The organism is Asanoa sp. NPDC050611, assembly GCF_040654855.1.
GTDB lineage: Bacteria > Actinomycetota > Actinomycetes > Mycobacteriales > Micromonosporaceae > Asanoa.
Genome location: NZ_JBFAIU010000198.1, coordinates 1 through 13,983, shown reverse-complemented (window position 1 = coordinate 13,983; position 13,983 = coordinate 1). Strand labels below are relative to the sequence as shown.

Here is a 13,983-nt window from a genome sequence, read left to right as displayed (position 1 = left end):
CGCTGACCTCGTCGGTGACGTGCGCGTCGATCCGGGCCCGCAGCGCCGCCGGGTCTGTCACCCTGGTTCGGCTACGCCCCGCTGGACCCGGCCCAACTGGCGAGCCACGACGCGATCGTGTTCGTCAGGGACGCCCAGCCCCGGACCGGCCTACGCTCGGCTGGTGGATAGTGCACCGGTCACGGTGGCGGTCGTCGGCAGCCGCATCGAGGCGGAGCTCGCCGTGGGCCTGTTGCGCAGTCACGGCGTGCTCGCGACGTTCGTCGCGGACGACGCCGGCGGCCTCCAACCGCAACTGCAGCAGGACGGCGTGCGCGTGCTGGTCGCTCCCGCCGACGAGGAGGAGGCCCGGCGCATCCTCGCGGACCTCTAGAGTCGGTGAACGTGAAGGATCATGCCCAACCGCTCCGTTACCGCCTGATCACCGGGCCCGACGACGCCGAGTTCTGCGCGCGGGTCAGCGCCCTGCTCGAGGGCGGCTACCGCCTGCACGGTTCGCCGGCCCTGACCTTCGACGGCGAGCGGGTCGTCGCCGCGCAGGCGTTGGTGCTGGCGACCGACGACTGACAGACGGTCAGGAATCAAGAAGCACCCCGCACCCGCCCGGGCCTAGCGTCGTGGGCATGGATATCACCGTTGCTTGGACCTTTCTTCCGCACACCGACCCCGACCAGTCGCTCGCGTTCTACCGGGACGCGCTCGGCCTGACGGTGCACAACGACGTCGGCAAGGGCACCATGCGGTGGATCACGGTCGGCCCCGCCGAGCCGGGCGCCACCGCCATCGTGCTGACCCCGCCGGCCGCCGACCCGAGCGTCACCGACGACGAGCGGCGCACGATCAACGAGATGATGGCCAAGGGCAGCTACGCGACCATCGTGCTGGGCACCAAGGACCTGGACGGCACTTTCGCCCGCGTACGCGACAGCGGCGCCGAGGTCCTCCAGGAGCCCACCGAGCAGCCGTGGGGTGTCCGGGACTGCGCGTTCCGCGACCCCGCCGGCAACCAGGTCCGGTTCAACCAGGTCAGCTAGCCCGAAAAAGTGTCGCCCGGGCCGCGTAGCATGGCCGAACCTTGCCCGTACGCCGCGAATTCGCCCAGAACGGATGGAGAACCGATGAGCAAGGCCGTCGCCGACAGCCACGACCTGATTCGTGTGCAGGGCGCCCGCGAGAACAATCTCAAGGACGTCAGCATCGAGATCCCGAAGCGCCGGCTGACGGTGTTCACGGGCGTCTCCGGTTCGGGCAAGAGCTCGCTGGTCTTCGACACGATCGCCGCCGAGTCGCAGCGGATGATCAACGAGACCTACAGCGCGTTCGTGCAAGGGTTCATGCCGACGCTCGCGCGGCCCGAGGTCGACCTTCTCGACGGCCTGACCACCGCGATCATCGTCGACCAGGAGCGGATGGGCGCCAACCCCCGCTCCACGGTCGGCACCGCCACCGACGCCAACGCGATGCTGCGCATCCTGTTCAGCCGGCTCGGCCAGCCGCACATCGGCCCGCCCAACGCGTTCTCGTTCAACGTGCCGTCGGTGCGGGCCAGCGGCGCGATCACCGTCGAGCGGGGCGGCAAGACCAAGGCCGAGAAGGCGACGTTCAACCGCCTCGGCGGCATGTGCCCGCGCTGCGAGGGCATGGGCTCGGTCAACGACATGGACCTGAGCCAGCTCTACGACGACAGCAAGTCGCTCAACGAGGGCGCGCTCACGGTGCCGGGCTACAGCATGGACGGCTGGTACGGGCGCATCTTCCGCGGCTCCGGCTTCTTCGACCCCGACAAGCCGATCCGCAAGTTCAACAAGCGCGAGCTGCACGACCTGCTCTACAAGGAGCCGACCAAGATCAAGGTCGAGGGCATCAACCTGACGTACGAAGGCCTGATCCCGCGGATCCAGAAGTCGTTCCTCTCGAAGGACGTCGACGCGCTGCAGCCGCACATCCGCTCGTTCGTGGAGCGGGCGGTCACGTTCACCACCTGCCCCGAGTGCGACGGCACCCGGCTCGCGGCCGAGGCCCGGTCGTCGAAGATCAAGGGCAAGAACATCGCCGACGTGTCGACCATGCAGATCAGCGACGTCGCGGAGTGGCTCCGCGGCATCGACGACCCGTCGGTGGCACCGCTGCTCGCCGGGCTGCAGCACCTCTTCGACTCGTTCGCCGAGATCGGGCTGGGCTACCTCTCGCTCGACCGGCCGGCCGGCACGCTCTCCGGCGGCGAGGCACAGCGCACCAAGATGATCCGCCACCTCGGCTCGTCGCTGACCGACGTGACCTACGTCTTCGACGAGCCCACCATCGGCCTGCACCCGCACGACATCGCGCGGATGAACGACCTGCTGCTGCAGCTGCGCGACAAGGGCAACACGGTGCTCGTGGTCGAGCACAAGCCCGAGGCGATCGCGATCGCGGACCACGTCGTCGACCTGGGCCCGGGCGCGGGCACCGGTGGCGGCGAGGTGGTCTTCGAGGGCACGGTCGCGGGCCTGCGTGCGTCCGGCACCCTGACCGGCCGCCACCTCGACGACCGGGCGTCGCTGAAGCCCGCCGTGCGCGAGGCGTCCGGCGCCCTTTCGGTGCGCGGCGCCGACCTGCACAACCTGCAGAATGTCGACGTCGACATCCCGCTCGGCGTGCTGGTCGTGCTGACCGGCGTGGCGGGCTCGGGCAAGAGCTCGCTGATCCACGGCTCGGTCTCGGGCCGCGAGGGGGTCGTCACGGTCGACCAGGGCGCGATCCGGGGCTCGCGACGGAGCAACCCGGCCACGTACACCGGCCTGCTCGAGCCCATCCGCAAGGCCTTCGCGAAGGCCAACGGCGTCAAGCCGGCCCTGTTCAGCGCCAACTCCGAGGGCGCCTGCCCGAGCTGCAACGGCGCGGGCGTCATCTACACCGACCTGGGCATGATGGCCGGCGTCGCGACGACGTGCGAAGACTGCGAGGGCAAGCGCTTCGACGCGTCGGTGCTCGAATACCACCTGGGCGGCCGCGACATCAGCGAGGTGCTCGCGATGCCGGTGAGCGAGGCCGTGGAGTTCTTCGGCGCGGGCGAGGCCAAGACGCCGGCGGCGCACCAGATCCTTTCCCGGCTGGCCGACGTGGGTCTCGGCTACCTGACGCTGGGCCAGCCGCTGACCACGCTGTCGGGCGGCGAGCGGCAGCGCCTCAAGCTGGCGACGCACATGGGCGAGAAGGGCGGCGTCTACATCCTCGACGAGCCGACCACGGGCCTGCACCTGGCCGACGTCGAGCAGCTGCTCGGCCTGCTCGACCGCCTGGTCGACGCGGGCAAGTCGGTCATCGTCATCGAGCACCACCAGGCGGTCATGGCCCACGCCGACTGGATCATCGACCTGGGCCCGGGCGCCGGCCACGACGGCGGCCGCATCGTCTTCGAGGGCACGCCGGCCGAGCTGGTCAAGTCGCGGTCGACGCTGACGGGCCAACACCTCGCGGAGTACGTCGGCGGATGATCCCGTTCCGCTGGGACCTGGTGACGCCGGACCAGCTCGGCTCGCTGCGCAACGGCACGGCGGAGCCGACCCTGTGGCACCTCGCGGACCTGGTGGCCTGCACGGGCAAGGTCCTGGCCCGCAGCGGCGACGCCGACCTGGTCTTCGTGGGCCGGTCGCTGGACTCGATGTACGACCTCCTCGGCGGGGCGATGACCAGCGACCGGCTGAGCCGGCTGCCGCTCTCGTTCGCGCGCCCGTACGCGGGTTCCCGCCGCCGCCCACTGACCCCGGCGGAGCTGTCGGAGGCCCGCCGCATCCTGGCGTCGCTGTCCCTGACCCCACACGCGCTGTCCCGCCGAGCCCGCCCGGTGGCGTTCGTCGACGTGGTCCACGAGGGCGCGACGTTCACGGAGCTGTTCGAGCTGCTGCGCCGGTGGATCGACGAGGACCGCGAACCCTGGCCGGTCATCCGCCGCAAACTGCGCTTCATCGGGGTGACGACGGAGCGCCGGACGAGCCCGAAAACGTACCGCTGGCAGCAACACGCCCCCTGGACCCGCCAACTACCGGCCCGCTCGGTGCGCAACGTGTCGCTGCACCCGTTCGTCTGGTCGTATTTCGGCGACCACCAGACGAAGCTGACGCGCTCGTATCACCCGGACCGCTGGCTGGCGGACGACCCAGGCCCGAGCCGCGACGACGCCACGCGCCAAGCGCTCGCGGAGGCCGCGGCGCTGGTGGCTTACGGGCGCAGCCCTGCGGGGCGGCGGGCGTTGGCCCGCTCGATGGGCCGGGAGCCGGCACTGTCGCAGTCGTGGCTACGCACGATGGTCACAACCCTCAACAACGGCGCGGCCGCGGGCTGACGGAGTGGCTGCGGGTCAACCGACAACCCGTTCACGCCGCAGCCGCCGGCGGCGCCGAAACCGGACCGGCCGACGCCCGGCCCGCAACGACGCCACGCGCCAGGTGTCGGCCGAGGCGTTGGTCGCCTACCCGCCGGCCGGCGAGCGGTGGCCCGCTCCGTCGGCCGTGAGCCGGCACTTGGGCAGCCCCCAGGATCGTCACAACCTCAACAACACCGCCGCCGGCGAGCCGGGGCGCCGACCCGCTGGTTCTGCCCGAAACGCTGGCTGACCGACGACCGTGCCTGTCCCGCGACGACGTCCCAGCCAGGCGTTCGCGGAGTTGGCGGCATCGGTCGGGCTACGGCCGCAGCCCCGCCCGCCTGTGGGCAGGCCTCACGCCTTCCGGTTACTCCGTGCGCTCTGGCTTGGCGCCGCCGCCCGCGCGGTCGTGGCTAAGGGCGATGTCATCCTGTTCGGCGGTCAGCCGCAGGACGTGTTCGATGAACGGGGCCTTGCCCGCGCGGTATTTCGGGCGGTCGCGGTCGTCCGTCGCCGCCAGGTCCGACTTGATGCGGGCGTACTCCGCGGCCACCGCCGGGTGCTCGCGGAGATGGTCCCGGAAGCGAAGCAACCCGGGCCAGGTCGGATCGGCCGCCTCCCAGACGTGCAAATGGTGCGTGCGCCACGCCGTGTCGGGGTAGCAGAACGACCACTTGCGCTGCGCGACGTCGCCCGGCTCCGGTGCGGCTACCCAGTCGATGGCGGCCAGTGCCCGCGCGACCCCCGCGCCCTGGTCATAGGACCCGATCACCGCGGACATGTCGACGATCGGCTTCGCCGCCAGACCCGGGACCGACGTGCTGCCGATGTGCTCGACGCGACCCACCAGCAGATCGCCCAGTGCCGCCTCGACGCGGTCCCGCTCGTGCGCGAAGCTCACCGGCCAACCGTCGTCATAGGGGACGACAATGATCGGGTCCTGCCGCTCACCGCTCACAAATCGACGATCGTAAGCCAATCCGCGGACCGCGGCCGGTAGCCGTACCGCTTCATCAGGCCGAGCACGACCGGTGTCGTGTGGCCCGCCCCGTAGACGACCGCGACCTCGATCGGCTCGTCGCCGCGGTCCTCGTGCAGGCGGCACAGCGCCGCCAGGAGACGTTCGTCGCGTTCGCCGCCCAGCGCTGCCTCGAACTCCGGCAGGAAATCGTTCTGCTCCTCGTCCTTCAGCGTCAGCGGCAGGTCGTTCAGCTCCATCGAACGCGACCAGATCACGCGGGTGCCGCCGAACAGGCGCGCCAGCAGGACCGCGGGCAGGACGGCCCACAGCAGCAGGCGGTCCTTGAGGCGGATCCGCCGCCAACCGGCCCGGAACTCCTCGAAGCTGACGTCCGGGCGCACCACCGGCACCCCGAGTGCCGCGTAGTCGATGCGTTGCTCCACCAGCTTCGCCCGGCGGTTGAGCTTCAGCACCGTGTAGCTCAGTGTCAGCGCACGGACCAGCACCGACGGCCGCCCGCCCCCACCGCCGACACCCTCGACCACGACCACGTCGGCCGAGCGGAGCCGCCGGGTGACCGCCGCGTAGAACGTCGGCTTCGCCATGTGGATCATCGGGTAGAGCACGAACTGCAGCGGCGTCCCGCGCCGGCGGAGGCGGATGACCGCCGTCCGGACCGCCAGGTCCGTCACCTCGATGATCTGCACGGCGGCCCCCCCGTCCCTCGCGTGTGGACCGTCATGGTGACAGCACCTGTCCAGCACCCGACGCCGCTACGATCATCGATGTGGCAGACGACATGACGTGGTTGAACGAGCCCGCCGACTGGTCGGTCGACGGCGACGAGATCCGGGCGGTCACCGGGCCCAGGACCGACTTCTGGCGGGCGACGTTCTACGACTGGACCACCGACAACGGGCACTTCTACAGCCGGACCGCGACCGGCGACTTCACCGCCGAGGTGGCCGTCTCCGCCGGGCACGCCACCCGCTTCGACCAGGCCGGTCTGATGGTCCGCGCCGACGAGCGCAACTGGCTGAAGACCGGGCTCGAGGTGACCTCCGGCGCCGTGCAGGTCAGCACGGTCTACACGCGCGAGTTCTCGGACCTGTCGGTCGCGCCGCTCGACGGCGAGCCGGGCGCCGTCTCGATGCGGGTCACCCGGTTCGGCGACGCCCTGGCCGTGCACTGCCGGACCGGCGGCGAGTGGGCACTGCTCCGGCTCGGCCACCTCGACCTGCCCGCCACCGTGGCGGTCGGGGTCATGTGCTGCTCACCCGAGCGCGATCACGCCGGCCTGGAGGCGCGGTTCAGGGGCTTCCGGATCGGTCCGCCGACCTCCCGCGACGGTCTCGAATAGCGCGGGTCGGGGGTTCCTTGACCAGGAAGCGGCACGGGTCGGCGATGTCATGGCGCGCGCCGTGCTCGTCGACCCACTGATAACGGTCGAGATAGCGACAATCCGGATCGACGTAGCCGAGCCGCAGATAGAGCGCCGCCGCCCGACCGTTGTCGTCGGCAACACCCATCCCGATCCACCGCATGCCCCGCGAGGCCGCCAGCTCCTCGGCCGCACGGATGATCGCCGTGCCGACGCCCCGACCCTGCCGCGCCGCCACCACCCCTAGGCCGTTGATCTCCGGGCACGCGGGGAACCGCTCGCGCACCTCCGGTTCCTTGGCACCCGACCACAGGATCTCGCCGGAGCCCACGGGACCATCACCGTCGTACGCGACGAGAAACGTGCTGAGCCCCTCGCCCTGCCGGCGGAAGCGGGCTTCGTGGTAGCGGTTCAGCCCGGTCGGGAGCCCTCGCTCCAGCGCGTCGAGGTCCTCGGCCCGGCACGGCCTGACGACAGTGCGCGGGGATTGTCCTGCCACACCGGAGCACCATACGGCAGCCGACCGCCGGGTGGGTTAGGTTGCTGCGCATGCGTAGGTGGCCGATCGGGCTTGGCCTCTGGTTCGTGTTGTTGGCAACCGCCGAGTTCGGTTGCCTGGTGGCCGTCTGGCGGTTCTTCGTGCGCTCCACGCACGGGCAGTTGCTGGACACCGTGGCGTTGGCGGGCAACTGGATCGGCCAGGCCCGGATCAACGGCGTCGTCGACACGATCCTCAACACCGTGTCGGTGGTGTCACTGGTCGGCGCCACGGCCGCCATCGGGTTCATCGCCCTGATCCGGCGCCGGGTCGCCGTGGCGTTCGGCGCGATCCTGCTGATCGCCGGCGCGAGCGTGACCACACAGGTGCTCAAGCGCCTCATCGAACGGCCCCAGCTCGGCGTCGACGTCGAGCGCGCGGCGGCCGGCAACAGCCTGCCCAGCGGCCATGCCACGATCGCCATGGCGGTGGCGATCGCGTTCTTGTTGGTGCTGCCGCCCCGGGTACGCGGTGCCGGCGCCGTGGTCGGCGCCTGCGGGGCCGCGATCGTCGGCATCGCCACGCTGTCCGCCGGCTGGCATCGACCCAGCGACGTCGCGGCCGCGTTCCTCGTCGTCGGGGTGTGGGCGAACCTGGCCGGCCTGTTCATCCTGTTCGCGCAGCGGCGGCACGGCGACGTCGTCTACGGCCCGCGGAACCGGTACGCGGTGACCGTGCTCGCGCTCGCCGGCCTCGTGCTGCTGGCCGGCGCCGCCGTCGCGATGAAGCTGACCGACCAGGTGCTGACCACCCCGACCGACCAACTGAGCAGAAACCGACTGCTGACCGCGTACGGCGGCGGCGCGCTCGGCATCGCCGGCGTGGCCGGCCTCGTGGTGGCCGCGGTGCTGGCGACCGCACACCGGCTCGTCCCGCAGGCCGTGCCGTTCGGGGTCGAGGCGAAGGCCGGCGTCTCGTCCACTGTCGACTAGGGGGCAGCCGGACGCCGCCGATTCTGCCACCCTGCATGGGTGCTGCTTCGTCGCGCGGTCATCGGTGGCACTGTCTTCCTGCTGGTGTTCGGCCCGGTCCTGCTGGCCGGCGGTGGCCCGGGTCCAGCGACCGCAGTGGTCGCCCCATCCGGCACCGCGTCGGGCAGCGGAGGTGGTGCGCCCGCCCGGCTCACGCCGTGGCCGCCGCCGTCACCGATCCCGACGTCGGCCCGGGTGCCCCGGACGTTCACCGTGGTCGCCAGCGGCGACGTGCTGCTCCACTCTGGACTGTGGCGCGGCGCCGCGGTCGGCCGTGGCTTCGACTTCGCGCCGCTGTTCCAGGACGTCGCGCCGGTGGTCCGGGCCGCCGACCTCGCGATCTGCCACCTGGAGACGCCGGTCGCACCGCGCGGTGGCCCGTTCACGGGCTATCCGATCTTCGCGGTGCCGCCGCAGATCGCGCCGGCGCTGCGGCGCACCGGCTACGACGCGTGCTCGACGGCCTCCAACCACAGCCTCGACGGCGGCGCGGCGGGCGTCGGGCGCACGCTCGCCGCGCTGGACGCCGCGGGCATCAGGCACACCGGCACCGCGCGCAGCGCCACGGAGGCGGCGCGGCCGACCATCTACGACGTCGACGGCGTACGCGTCGCGCACGTCTCGTACACCTTCAGCTTCAACGGCCTGGTCGAGCCGAAGGACAAGCCGTGGCTCGCCAACGAGCTCGACGTCCGGGCGCTGCTGCGCGAGGCGCGCAAGGCCCGTGCGGCGGGCGCGGAGTTCGTCGTCGCGTCCGTCCACTGGGGAACGGAGTACGCCCACGAGCCGGACGCCTTGCAACGCCGGGTGGCCCGGGAGGTGCTCAGCTCGCCGGACGTCGACCTGATCGTCGGCCACCACGCCCACGTCGTGCAGCCGTTCGAGCGCATCGGCGGGAAGTGGGTCGCGTACGGCCTCGGCAACCACGTCTCGGCCCAGGACTTCTCCCGCGACACCCGGGACGGGGTGTTGGCGCGGTTCACCGTCCGCGAGGTGGCACCCGGCCGGTTCCGGGTCGTCCGGGCGGAAGCGCTGCCGACCTGGATGGTGGTCGGCGGGCGCCCACGGGTGCTGGACGCCGCGCGCTGCGCCACGAACCGGGACTGCCGAGCGTCGTGGCGCCGGACCGCCGCCACGGTGAACAGCCGCGGCGCCGGCGCCGTCATCCCGCGTTGAGACCCAGTCGGGCCCCTTCGCGTGCGACCTCCGCCATGAACGCCGTCAGGACCGCCAGCGGCAGGCCGGCGTCGGCGAGCAGGACGTCGGAGCTGTCCTGGAACAGCACCGTCACGAGTGACGGCCCGAGCTCACCGTCCACCAGTTCGGCGAGTTCCAGCGCAGGCCCGTCGTGGTGCACCGCGTCGTGGTAGGCCAGCACCACGAACCGCCGGCCGCCGTGCTCGAGGAGGACCTCCATCGACGGATCGTCCCACGCGGAAAGCTCACTCCTCCGGGACGGCCAGCTCGCCGAGGGCCGACCAGTCGTCCTGGGGCACGGTCGCGTTGACGATCTTCGGGGTGGCCGCGAGGTAGCCCGGCAGCGTCTTCTGCGCCTGCCGGAAGTGCTCGGACCCGACGTGCGCGGCGCCGGCGTCACCGTCGCGGAACGCTTCGACCAGCACGTACTCCGTCGGGTCGGCGAGGCTGCGCGACCAGTCGAACCAGAGGCAGCCGGGCTCGGCGCGGGTCGCCTCGGTGAAGTCGCGCGAGATCGCCGGCCACTGCTCGGCGTGCTCCGGCTTGACCCGGAACTTGGCGGTAATGAAGATCATTTAATCCTCCTGATGGCCGCGCGGACCGCGCCGGCCCATTGTCCCCGCGTCGCGCCGAGCCGAGTGTCGCAGAATGATCCGCTCAGGCGGCCGCCAGGGCCTCGTCGAGGATCTCCAGGCCCTCGGTGAGCTCCTCCCGCGTCGCGGTCAGCGGCGGCGCGATGCGGAACACCCCGACCATGCCGGGCAGCTGCACGACGTTCATGTGCAGCCCGAGCGCGAGGCAGCGGCGGGTCACCTCGGCGCCGACCTCGTCGGACGCGAGTTCCAGGCCGACCAGCAGGCCGCGGCCGCGTACGTCCGTGATGACGTCGTGCCTGTCCGCCAGCGCGAGCAGCCCGGCCCGCAGGAAGCCACCCGACTCGGCGGCGCGCTGGTCGAGCTTGTCGCGCTCGAGCACGTCGAGCACCGTGTTGCCGACCGCGGCGACCAGCGGGTCGGAGACGTGCGTGGTGAAGAACAGGTAGCCGCGCTCGTGCGCCCGCTCCTCGATCTCCGCGGAGGTCACGACGGCCGCCAGCGGCAGGCCCGCACCGAGCGTCTTGGACAGGGTCAGGATGTCGGGTACGACGCCGTCACGCTCGAACGCGTACCAGGTGCCGGTGCGGCAGAGCCCGGTCTGCGCCTCGTCGAGGATGAGCAGCATCTCGCGTTCGCGGCACTTCGCGGACAGCGCGCTCAGGTAACCCTCGGGCAGGTCGATCACGCCGCCGGAGCTGAGGATCGGCTCGACGATGCAGGCCGCCAGGCTGCCCACCGACTGCGCGTCGATCAGGTCGAACGCGAGGTCGAGCTGCGGCCGCCAGTCCACCCCGCGGTCGTCCGCCGCCCGCAGTTTTGGGCCGACCGGCACCGGGATCGCGAAGTTGCCCGGCGAGTTCGGGCCGTATCCCTTGCGCCCGGAGCTGTAGGTCGCCGCCGCGGCGGCCTGGGTCATGCCGTGCCAGGACCGCGCGAAGGAGACGATCTCGTGCTTGCCGGTCACGAGCTTCGCCATCCGGATCGCGGCCTCGTTGGCCTCGGCGCCGGTGGTGAGCAGGAGCACCTTGGCCAGCGGATCGGGCAGGGACTCGGCGAGGCGGCGGGCCAGGTCGACCACGGGCCGGCTCAGCATGCCGCTGAACAGGTGGTCGAGCGTGGCGACCTGCCGGTTGACCGTCGCCACGATGTCGGGGTGCGAGTGGCCGAGGATCGCGCTCATCTGCCCGGAGGTGAAGTCGAGGATCCGCCGGCCGGACTCGGTGAACACGTAGCTGCCCTCGGCCCGCGCGATCACCTCGGGCGTGAACCGCCCGGCAGCCGAGTACCGCACCAGGTGCCGCTCGACGTCGTCCCAGAAGCCCATGCCCGTCACGCTAGACATCCCGCGTCGGGTTGGACAGCGCTGGATCGTCCGCCAGCCACGCCGCGGCGCAGTCCTCGATCCAGGCGGCGAGGTCGGGCAGCTCGTCGAAGGTGAGCAGCGAGCACGGCGGTGATCCGGCGAACGGTGTGACGTCGTCGAAGTCGTGGTCGGGCGCGAAGAGCAGCAGGCGGCCGTCGTCGCGGTGGGCCAGCGTGAGGTTGCCGTTGGCCTCGACGGCGGCGGGGTAGTAGTCGGCCGGGTCGACGGGCACCGCCATGCCCTCGTCCTGCCAGATCCACCCGTACGCGGCGATCGGCTCCGCCACCGAGACGTGCGTCGCGGACACCGTGAGCACCTCGTTCTGGTTCTCCCACCACGTCGACGGCCCACCGAACTGCTCGACAAACCCGCCGCAGACGGCCCAGAAGCGCTGGTGGATCTCGGGAACGCGGTCGCCGCCGGCCCGGTGGGGTGGGTGGCAGAGCCAACCCCGGCGCCGGCCCGGCGAACCCCAGGCCAGCAGCTCGTACGCGGTGTCCGCGACGACGACCGGCGTGAGCGTCGCCGCGGCGAGCAGCGCCGACAGCGCGGGCAGGCCGTCGACCGGCCCGCGGTCCCACGGCCGCGGAGCACCGACCACATCGGCAGTCGGGAACCACGGCACCGCCCGCACGAACTCGTCCCAGTCAGCCACCGCGGCATGATCCCAAAAACTCGGTGGCGCCGCGTGGTCGGTGCGGTGTTGCCTGGCTCCCATGATCGTGGTGTGTGCGGCGTCCGGTGCGCTCGGTCGGCTCGTGGTGGGGGAGTTGCGCTCCCGTGGGCACGGCGTCGTCGCCGCCGTCCGTGACCCGGGTCGGGCCGGCGAGCCGGCCGGTGTCGAGGTCCGGCGCGGTGACTACGACGACCCGGCGAGCCTGCGGGCCGCGGTGCGGGGCGCCTACCGCGTCCTGCTGATCTCCTCGCCGGAGCTGGCCACCGAGCGCCGGGTCCGGCAGCATCGCGCGGTCATCGACGCGGCGGTCGCCACCGGCGTGCGCGCCATCGCCTACACCAGCTTTCTCGGTGCGGACCGGGACGGCGGCGGCGGCATGAACGCCGCCCACCACGAGACCGAGCGTGCCATCACCGGCAGCGGCCTGGGCTTCACGATCCTGCGCCATCCCTTCTATTCCGACGCCTTCATCAACTCGGGTCTCCGCGCGGTGCTCGACGCCGGGGTGCTGGCGGACGGCACCGGCGGGCGCGGCCTCAACACCGCCCTGCGCGCCGATCTCGCCGCCGCGGCCGCCAACGCGTTGACCGACGACAAGCACCTTGGGCAGGCGTACGACCTGACCGGACCGCTGTGGACCTATCCGCAGCTCGCCGAGGTGCTCAGCGAGACCAGGCCGGTCGAGCACCGCGACCGTGTCGAGCCGACGCCCGGCCCGATGGGCTTCCTCGAGCAGCTCGCCCGGGCCGGTGCGCTGGAGCGCCAGACCGACGACCTGCGCCGGCTGTTGGGCCGCCCACCGGCGACCCTCCGCGCAGCCGTGGAAGCCGCCCTGGCGTAGTCCCCGCGGGTGAGCCGCGAGTGTTCGCATGCGGCGGACCGCAGCTGTGCGGTACGACGTGGTGGCCGCCCAGCCGCGCGATCTGGATAGCCCCGGCGTGAAGTGGATCGACGTGGTGCGGGCACCGGCTTAAAGTCCGTCCGATCCGCAGGGGGAGGGACGCGTCCATGCCGGACTTCGAAGGTGACATGTTGCGTGCGGTCGCGGCACTCAGCAGCGCGGTCGACTTCCTGCACCGCTACGACCGGCTGCAGGCGGCGCTGCGCGTCGACCCCGCGGACGTCCAGCCGTCGCCGCTGACCACGGCCACCGAAGACGGCCTCGCCGCCGCCCATCGCGTGCTGGCGGGCCTGCGCGGCCCCAACGGCCGTGGGCCGGTGGTGCGCACCGAGCCGCGCATCCCCGCCCAGCGGGTCCCGCGCGACCACCACGGCGACCCGGGGGAATAGCTCACCGCCCGCGCAGGGTCTCCGACGGCGACTCGCCGTAGCGTTCGCGGTAGGCCGCCGCGAAGCGCCCCAGGTGGCCGAAGCCCCACGCGTGCGCGACCGCGGCCACCGTGTCCCGGCCGGGCATCGGGTGCCGCAGTTCCTCCCGCGCGTATCCCATCCGCACGTGCTGCAGGTAGGCCATCGGCGCGAGGCCGACGTGCCGCCGGAAGCCCTCCTGCAGCGCCCGCGCCGACACGCCCGCTATCCGGGCCAGCTCCGCCGTGGTGAACCGGTGTGTCGGGTCGGCCTCCATCACCTGGATCGCCCGCCGGACCGTGCGCGGCCGCGCGGGCGGCGCGTGCGTCGTCAGGGCGTCCGCGTACTGGTGGTCGACCGCGAACAGCAACCCGCCCAGCAGCCCCTGCGAGTAGCGCTCGGCGACCAGTGGCTGGAGCAGCGCGCTGTGCGGGTTGGCGATCTCGGACCGCAGCAGGTTGACCATCCGGGCCCAGGTGAGCCCGGCGCCGCTGGTGGTGTCGAAGCTGGCGCCGAACCGGATCGGACCGCGGACCGGGCGGCCCAGCAGCGTTGCCAGCTCGGACTCCAGCCCGGCCCGGTCGACGCGGATGTTGAGGCTGCGGCAGTCGGCCGCCCAGTGCCCGGTGCGGGCGCCAGATCGGAAG

Annotated in this window: 18 protein-coding genes; 10 read left to right on the top strand and 8 right to left on the bottom strand. The window is 72.1% G+C overall.

The window, feature by feature from the left end:
* Window positions 1-163: 163 nt before the first annotated feature.
* From AB0H87_RS26560 to AB0H87_RS26540, 5 genes are all read left to right on the top strand, one after another.
* Window positions 164-373, top strand: a complete 210-nt coding sequence (locus AB0H87_RS26560) for a DUF2007 domain-containing protein (RefSeq protein ID WP_360151042.1) — start codon at window positions 164-166, stop codon at window positions 371-373.
* A gap of 11 nt (window positions 374-384) precedes the next feature.
* The gene (locus tag AB0H87_RS26555; protein WP_360151039.1) at window positions 385-567 is read left to right on the top strand and encodes a DUF1737 domain-containing protein; all 183 of its coding nucleotides are present in this window, start codon (window positions 385-387) and stop codon (window positions 565-567) included.
* A gap of 56 nt (window positions 568-623) precedes the next feature.
* The gene (locus tag AB0H87_RS26550; protein ID WP_360151036.1) at window positions 624-1,034 is read left to right on the top strand and encodes a VOC family protein; all 411 of its coding nucleotides are present in this window, start codon (window positions 624-626) and stop codon (window positions 1,032-1,034) included.
* Window positions 1,035-1,118: 84 nt separating this feature from the next.
* Entirely contained in the window at window positions 1,119-3,476 is a 2,358-nt protein-coding gene (locus tag AB0H87_RS26545) for an excinuclease ABC subunit UvrA (RefSeq protein WP_360151033.1), read from the top strand.
* Complete coding sequence (locus AB0H87_RS26540; RefSeq protein WP_360151030.1) at window positions 3,473-4,324, top strand: hypothetical protein; 852 nt, start codon at window positions 3,473-3,475, stop codon at window positions 4,322-4,324. Before AB0H87_RS26545 ends, AB0H87_RS26540 begins: the two co-directional genes overlap by 4 nt.
* A gap of 388 nt (window positions 4,325-4,712) precedes the next feature.
* Here the strand turns inward: AB0H87_RS26540 and AB0H87_RS26535 are convergent, their stop codons facing one another.
* Window positions 4,713-5,303 carry a GrpB family protein gene (locus AB0H87_RS26535; protein WP_360151027.1) on the bottom strand — a complete coding sequence of 197 codons (591 nt, stop codon included), beginning with the start codon at window positions 5,301-5,303 and terminating at the stop codon, window positions 4,713-4,715.
* A complete protein-coding gene (locus tag AB0H87_RS26530; protein WP_360151025.1) occupies window positions 5,300-6,013 on the bottom strand; it encodes a hypothetical protein in 714 nt (237 codons plus the stop codon). The genes AB0H87_RS26535 and AB0H87_RS26530 overlap by 4 nt, the downstream gene beginning before the upstream one ends.
* Window positions 6,014-6,093: 80 nt before the next feature.
* Between AB0H87_RS26530 and AB0H87_RS26525 the strand changes: the two genes are divergently transcribed.
* The gene (locus AB0H87_RS26525) at window positions 6,094-6,666 is read left to right on the top strand and encodes a DUF1349 domain-containing protein (RefSeq protein WP_360151023.1); all 573 of its coding nucleotides are present in this window, start codon (window positions 6,094-6,096) and stop codon (window positions 6,664-6,666) included.
* Here the strand turns inward: AB0H87_RS26525 and AB0H87_RS26520 are convergent.
* Window positions 6,617-7,186 carry a GNAT family N-acetyltransferase gene (locus AB0H87_RS26520; RefSeq protein WP_360151021.1) on the bottom strand — a complete coding sequence of 190 codons (570 nt, stop codon included), beginning with the start codon at window positions 7,184-7,186 and terminating at the stop codon, window positions 6,617-6,619. The two genes, AB0H87_RS26525 and AB0H87_RS26520, sit on opposite strands and share 50 nt — an antisense overlap.
* Window positions 7,187-7,236: 50 nt before the next feature.
* Between AB0H87_RS26520 and AB0H87_RS26515 the strand changes: the two genes are divergently transcribed.
* Window positions 7,237-8,157: a phosphatase PAP2 family protein gene (locus AB0H87_RS26515; protein ID WP_360151018.1), complete on the top strand. Its 921-nt coding sequence runs from the start codon at window positions 7,237-7,239 to the stop codon at window positions 8,155-8,157.
* 39 nt (window positions 8,158-8,196) lie between these two features.
* Window positions 8,197-9,372 (top strand): CapA family protein, encoded by a 1,176-nt coding sequence (locus tag AB0H87_RS26510; RefSeq protein WP_360151015.1) that lies wholly within the window; start codon window positions 8,197-8,199, stop codon window positions 9,370-9,372.
* On the opposite strand, the gene AB0H87_RS26505 is transcribed toward AB0H87_RS26510, so the two are convergent.
* The 4 genes from AB0H87_RS26505 to AB0H87_RS26490 all read right to left on the bottom strand — a co-directional run bounded on the left by AB0H87_RS26505 (window position 9,359) and on the right by AB0H87_RS26490 (window position 12,007).
* Window positions 9,359-9,613, bottom strand: a complete 255-nt coding sequence (locus AB0H87_RS26505; RefSeq protein ID WP_360151012.1) for a hypothetical protein — start codon at window positions 9,611-9,613, stop codon at window positions 9,359-9,361. The two genes, AB0H87_RS26510 and AB0H87_RS26505, sit on opposite strands and share 14 nt — an antisense overlap.
* 25 nt (window positions 9,614-9,638) lie before the next feature.
* Complete coding sequence (locus AB0H87_RS26500) at window positions 9,639-9,968, bottom strand: putative quinol monooxygenase (protein ID WP_360151009.1); 330 nt, start codon at window positions 9,966-9,968, stop codon at window positions 9,639-9,641.
* An 82-nt stretch (window positions 9,969-10,050) separates the two neighbouring features.
* Window positions 10,051-11,313 carry an aspartate aminotransferase family protein gene (locus AB0H87_RS26495; protein WP_360151006.1) on the bottom strand — a complete coding sequence of 421 codons (1,263 nt, stop codon included), beginning with the start codon at window positions 11,311-11,313 and terminating at the stop codon, window positions 10,051-10,053.
* Between the two features lie 10 nt (window positions 11,314-11,323).
* Entirely contained in the window at window positions 11,324-12,007 is a 684-nt protein-coding gene (locus tag AB0H87_RS26490) for a hypothetical protein (protein ID WP_360151004.1), read from the bottom strand.
* A 61-nt stretch (window positions 12,008-12,068) separates the two neighbouring features.
* Here AB0H87_RS26490 and AB0H87_RS26485 point away from each other — a divergent pair, with 61 nt between their 5' ends.
* Window positions 12,069-12,869 carry an NAD(P)H-binding protein gene (locus AB0H87_RS26485; protein ID WP_360151002.1) on the top strand — a complete coding sequence of 267 codons (801 nt, stop codon included), beginning with the start codon at window positions 12,069-12,071 and terminating at the stop codon, window positions 12,867-12,869.
* Window positions 12,870-13,036: 167 nt separating this feature from the next.
* Complete coding sequence (locus AB0H87_RS26480) at window positions 13,037-13,318, top strand: hypothetical protein (protein WP_360150999.1); 282 nt, start codon at window positions 13,037-13,039, stop codon at window positions 13,316-13,318.
* A gap of 1 nt (window position 13,319) precedes the next feature.
* On the opposite strand, the gene AB0H87_RS26475 is transcribed toward AB0H87_RS26480, so the two are convergent.
* The coding region (locus AB0H87_RS26475) for an AraC family transcriptional regulator (protein WP_360150996.1) at window positions 13,320-13,983 on the bottom strand (664 nt) is incomplete at its 5' end.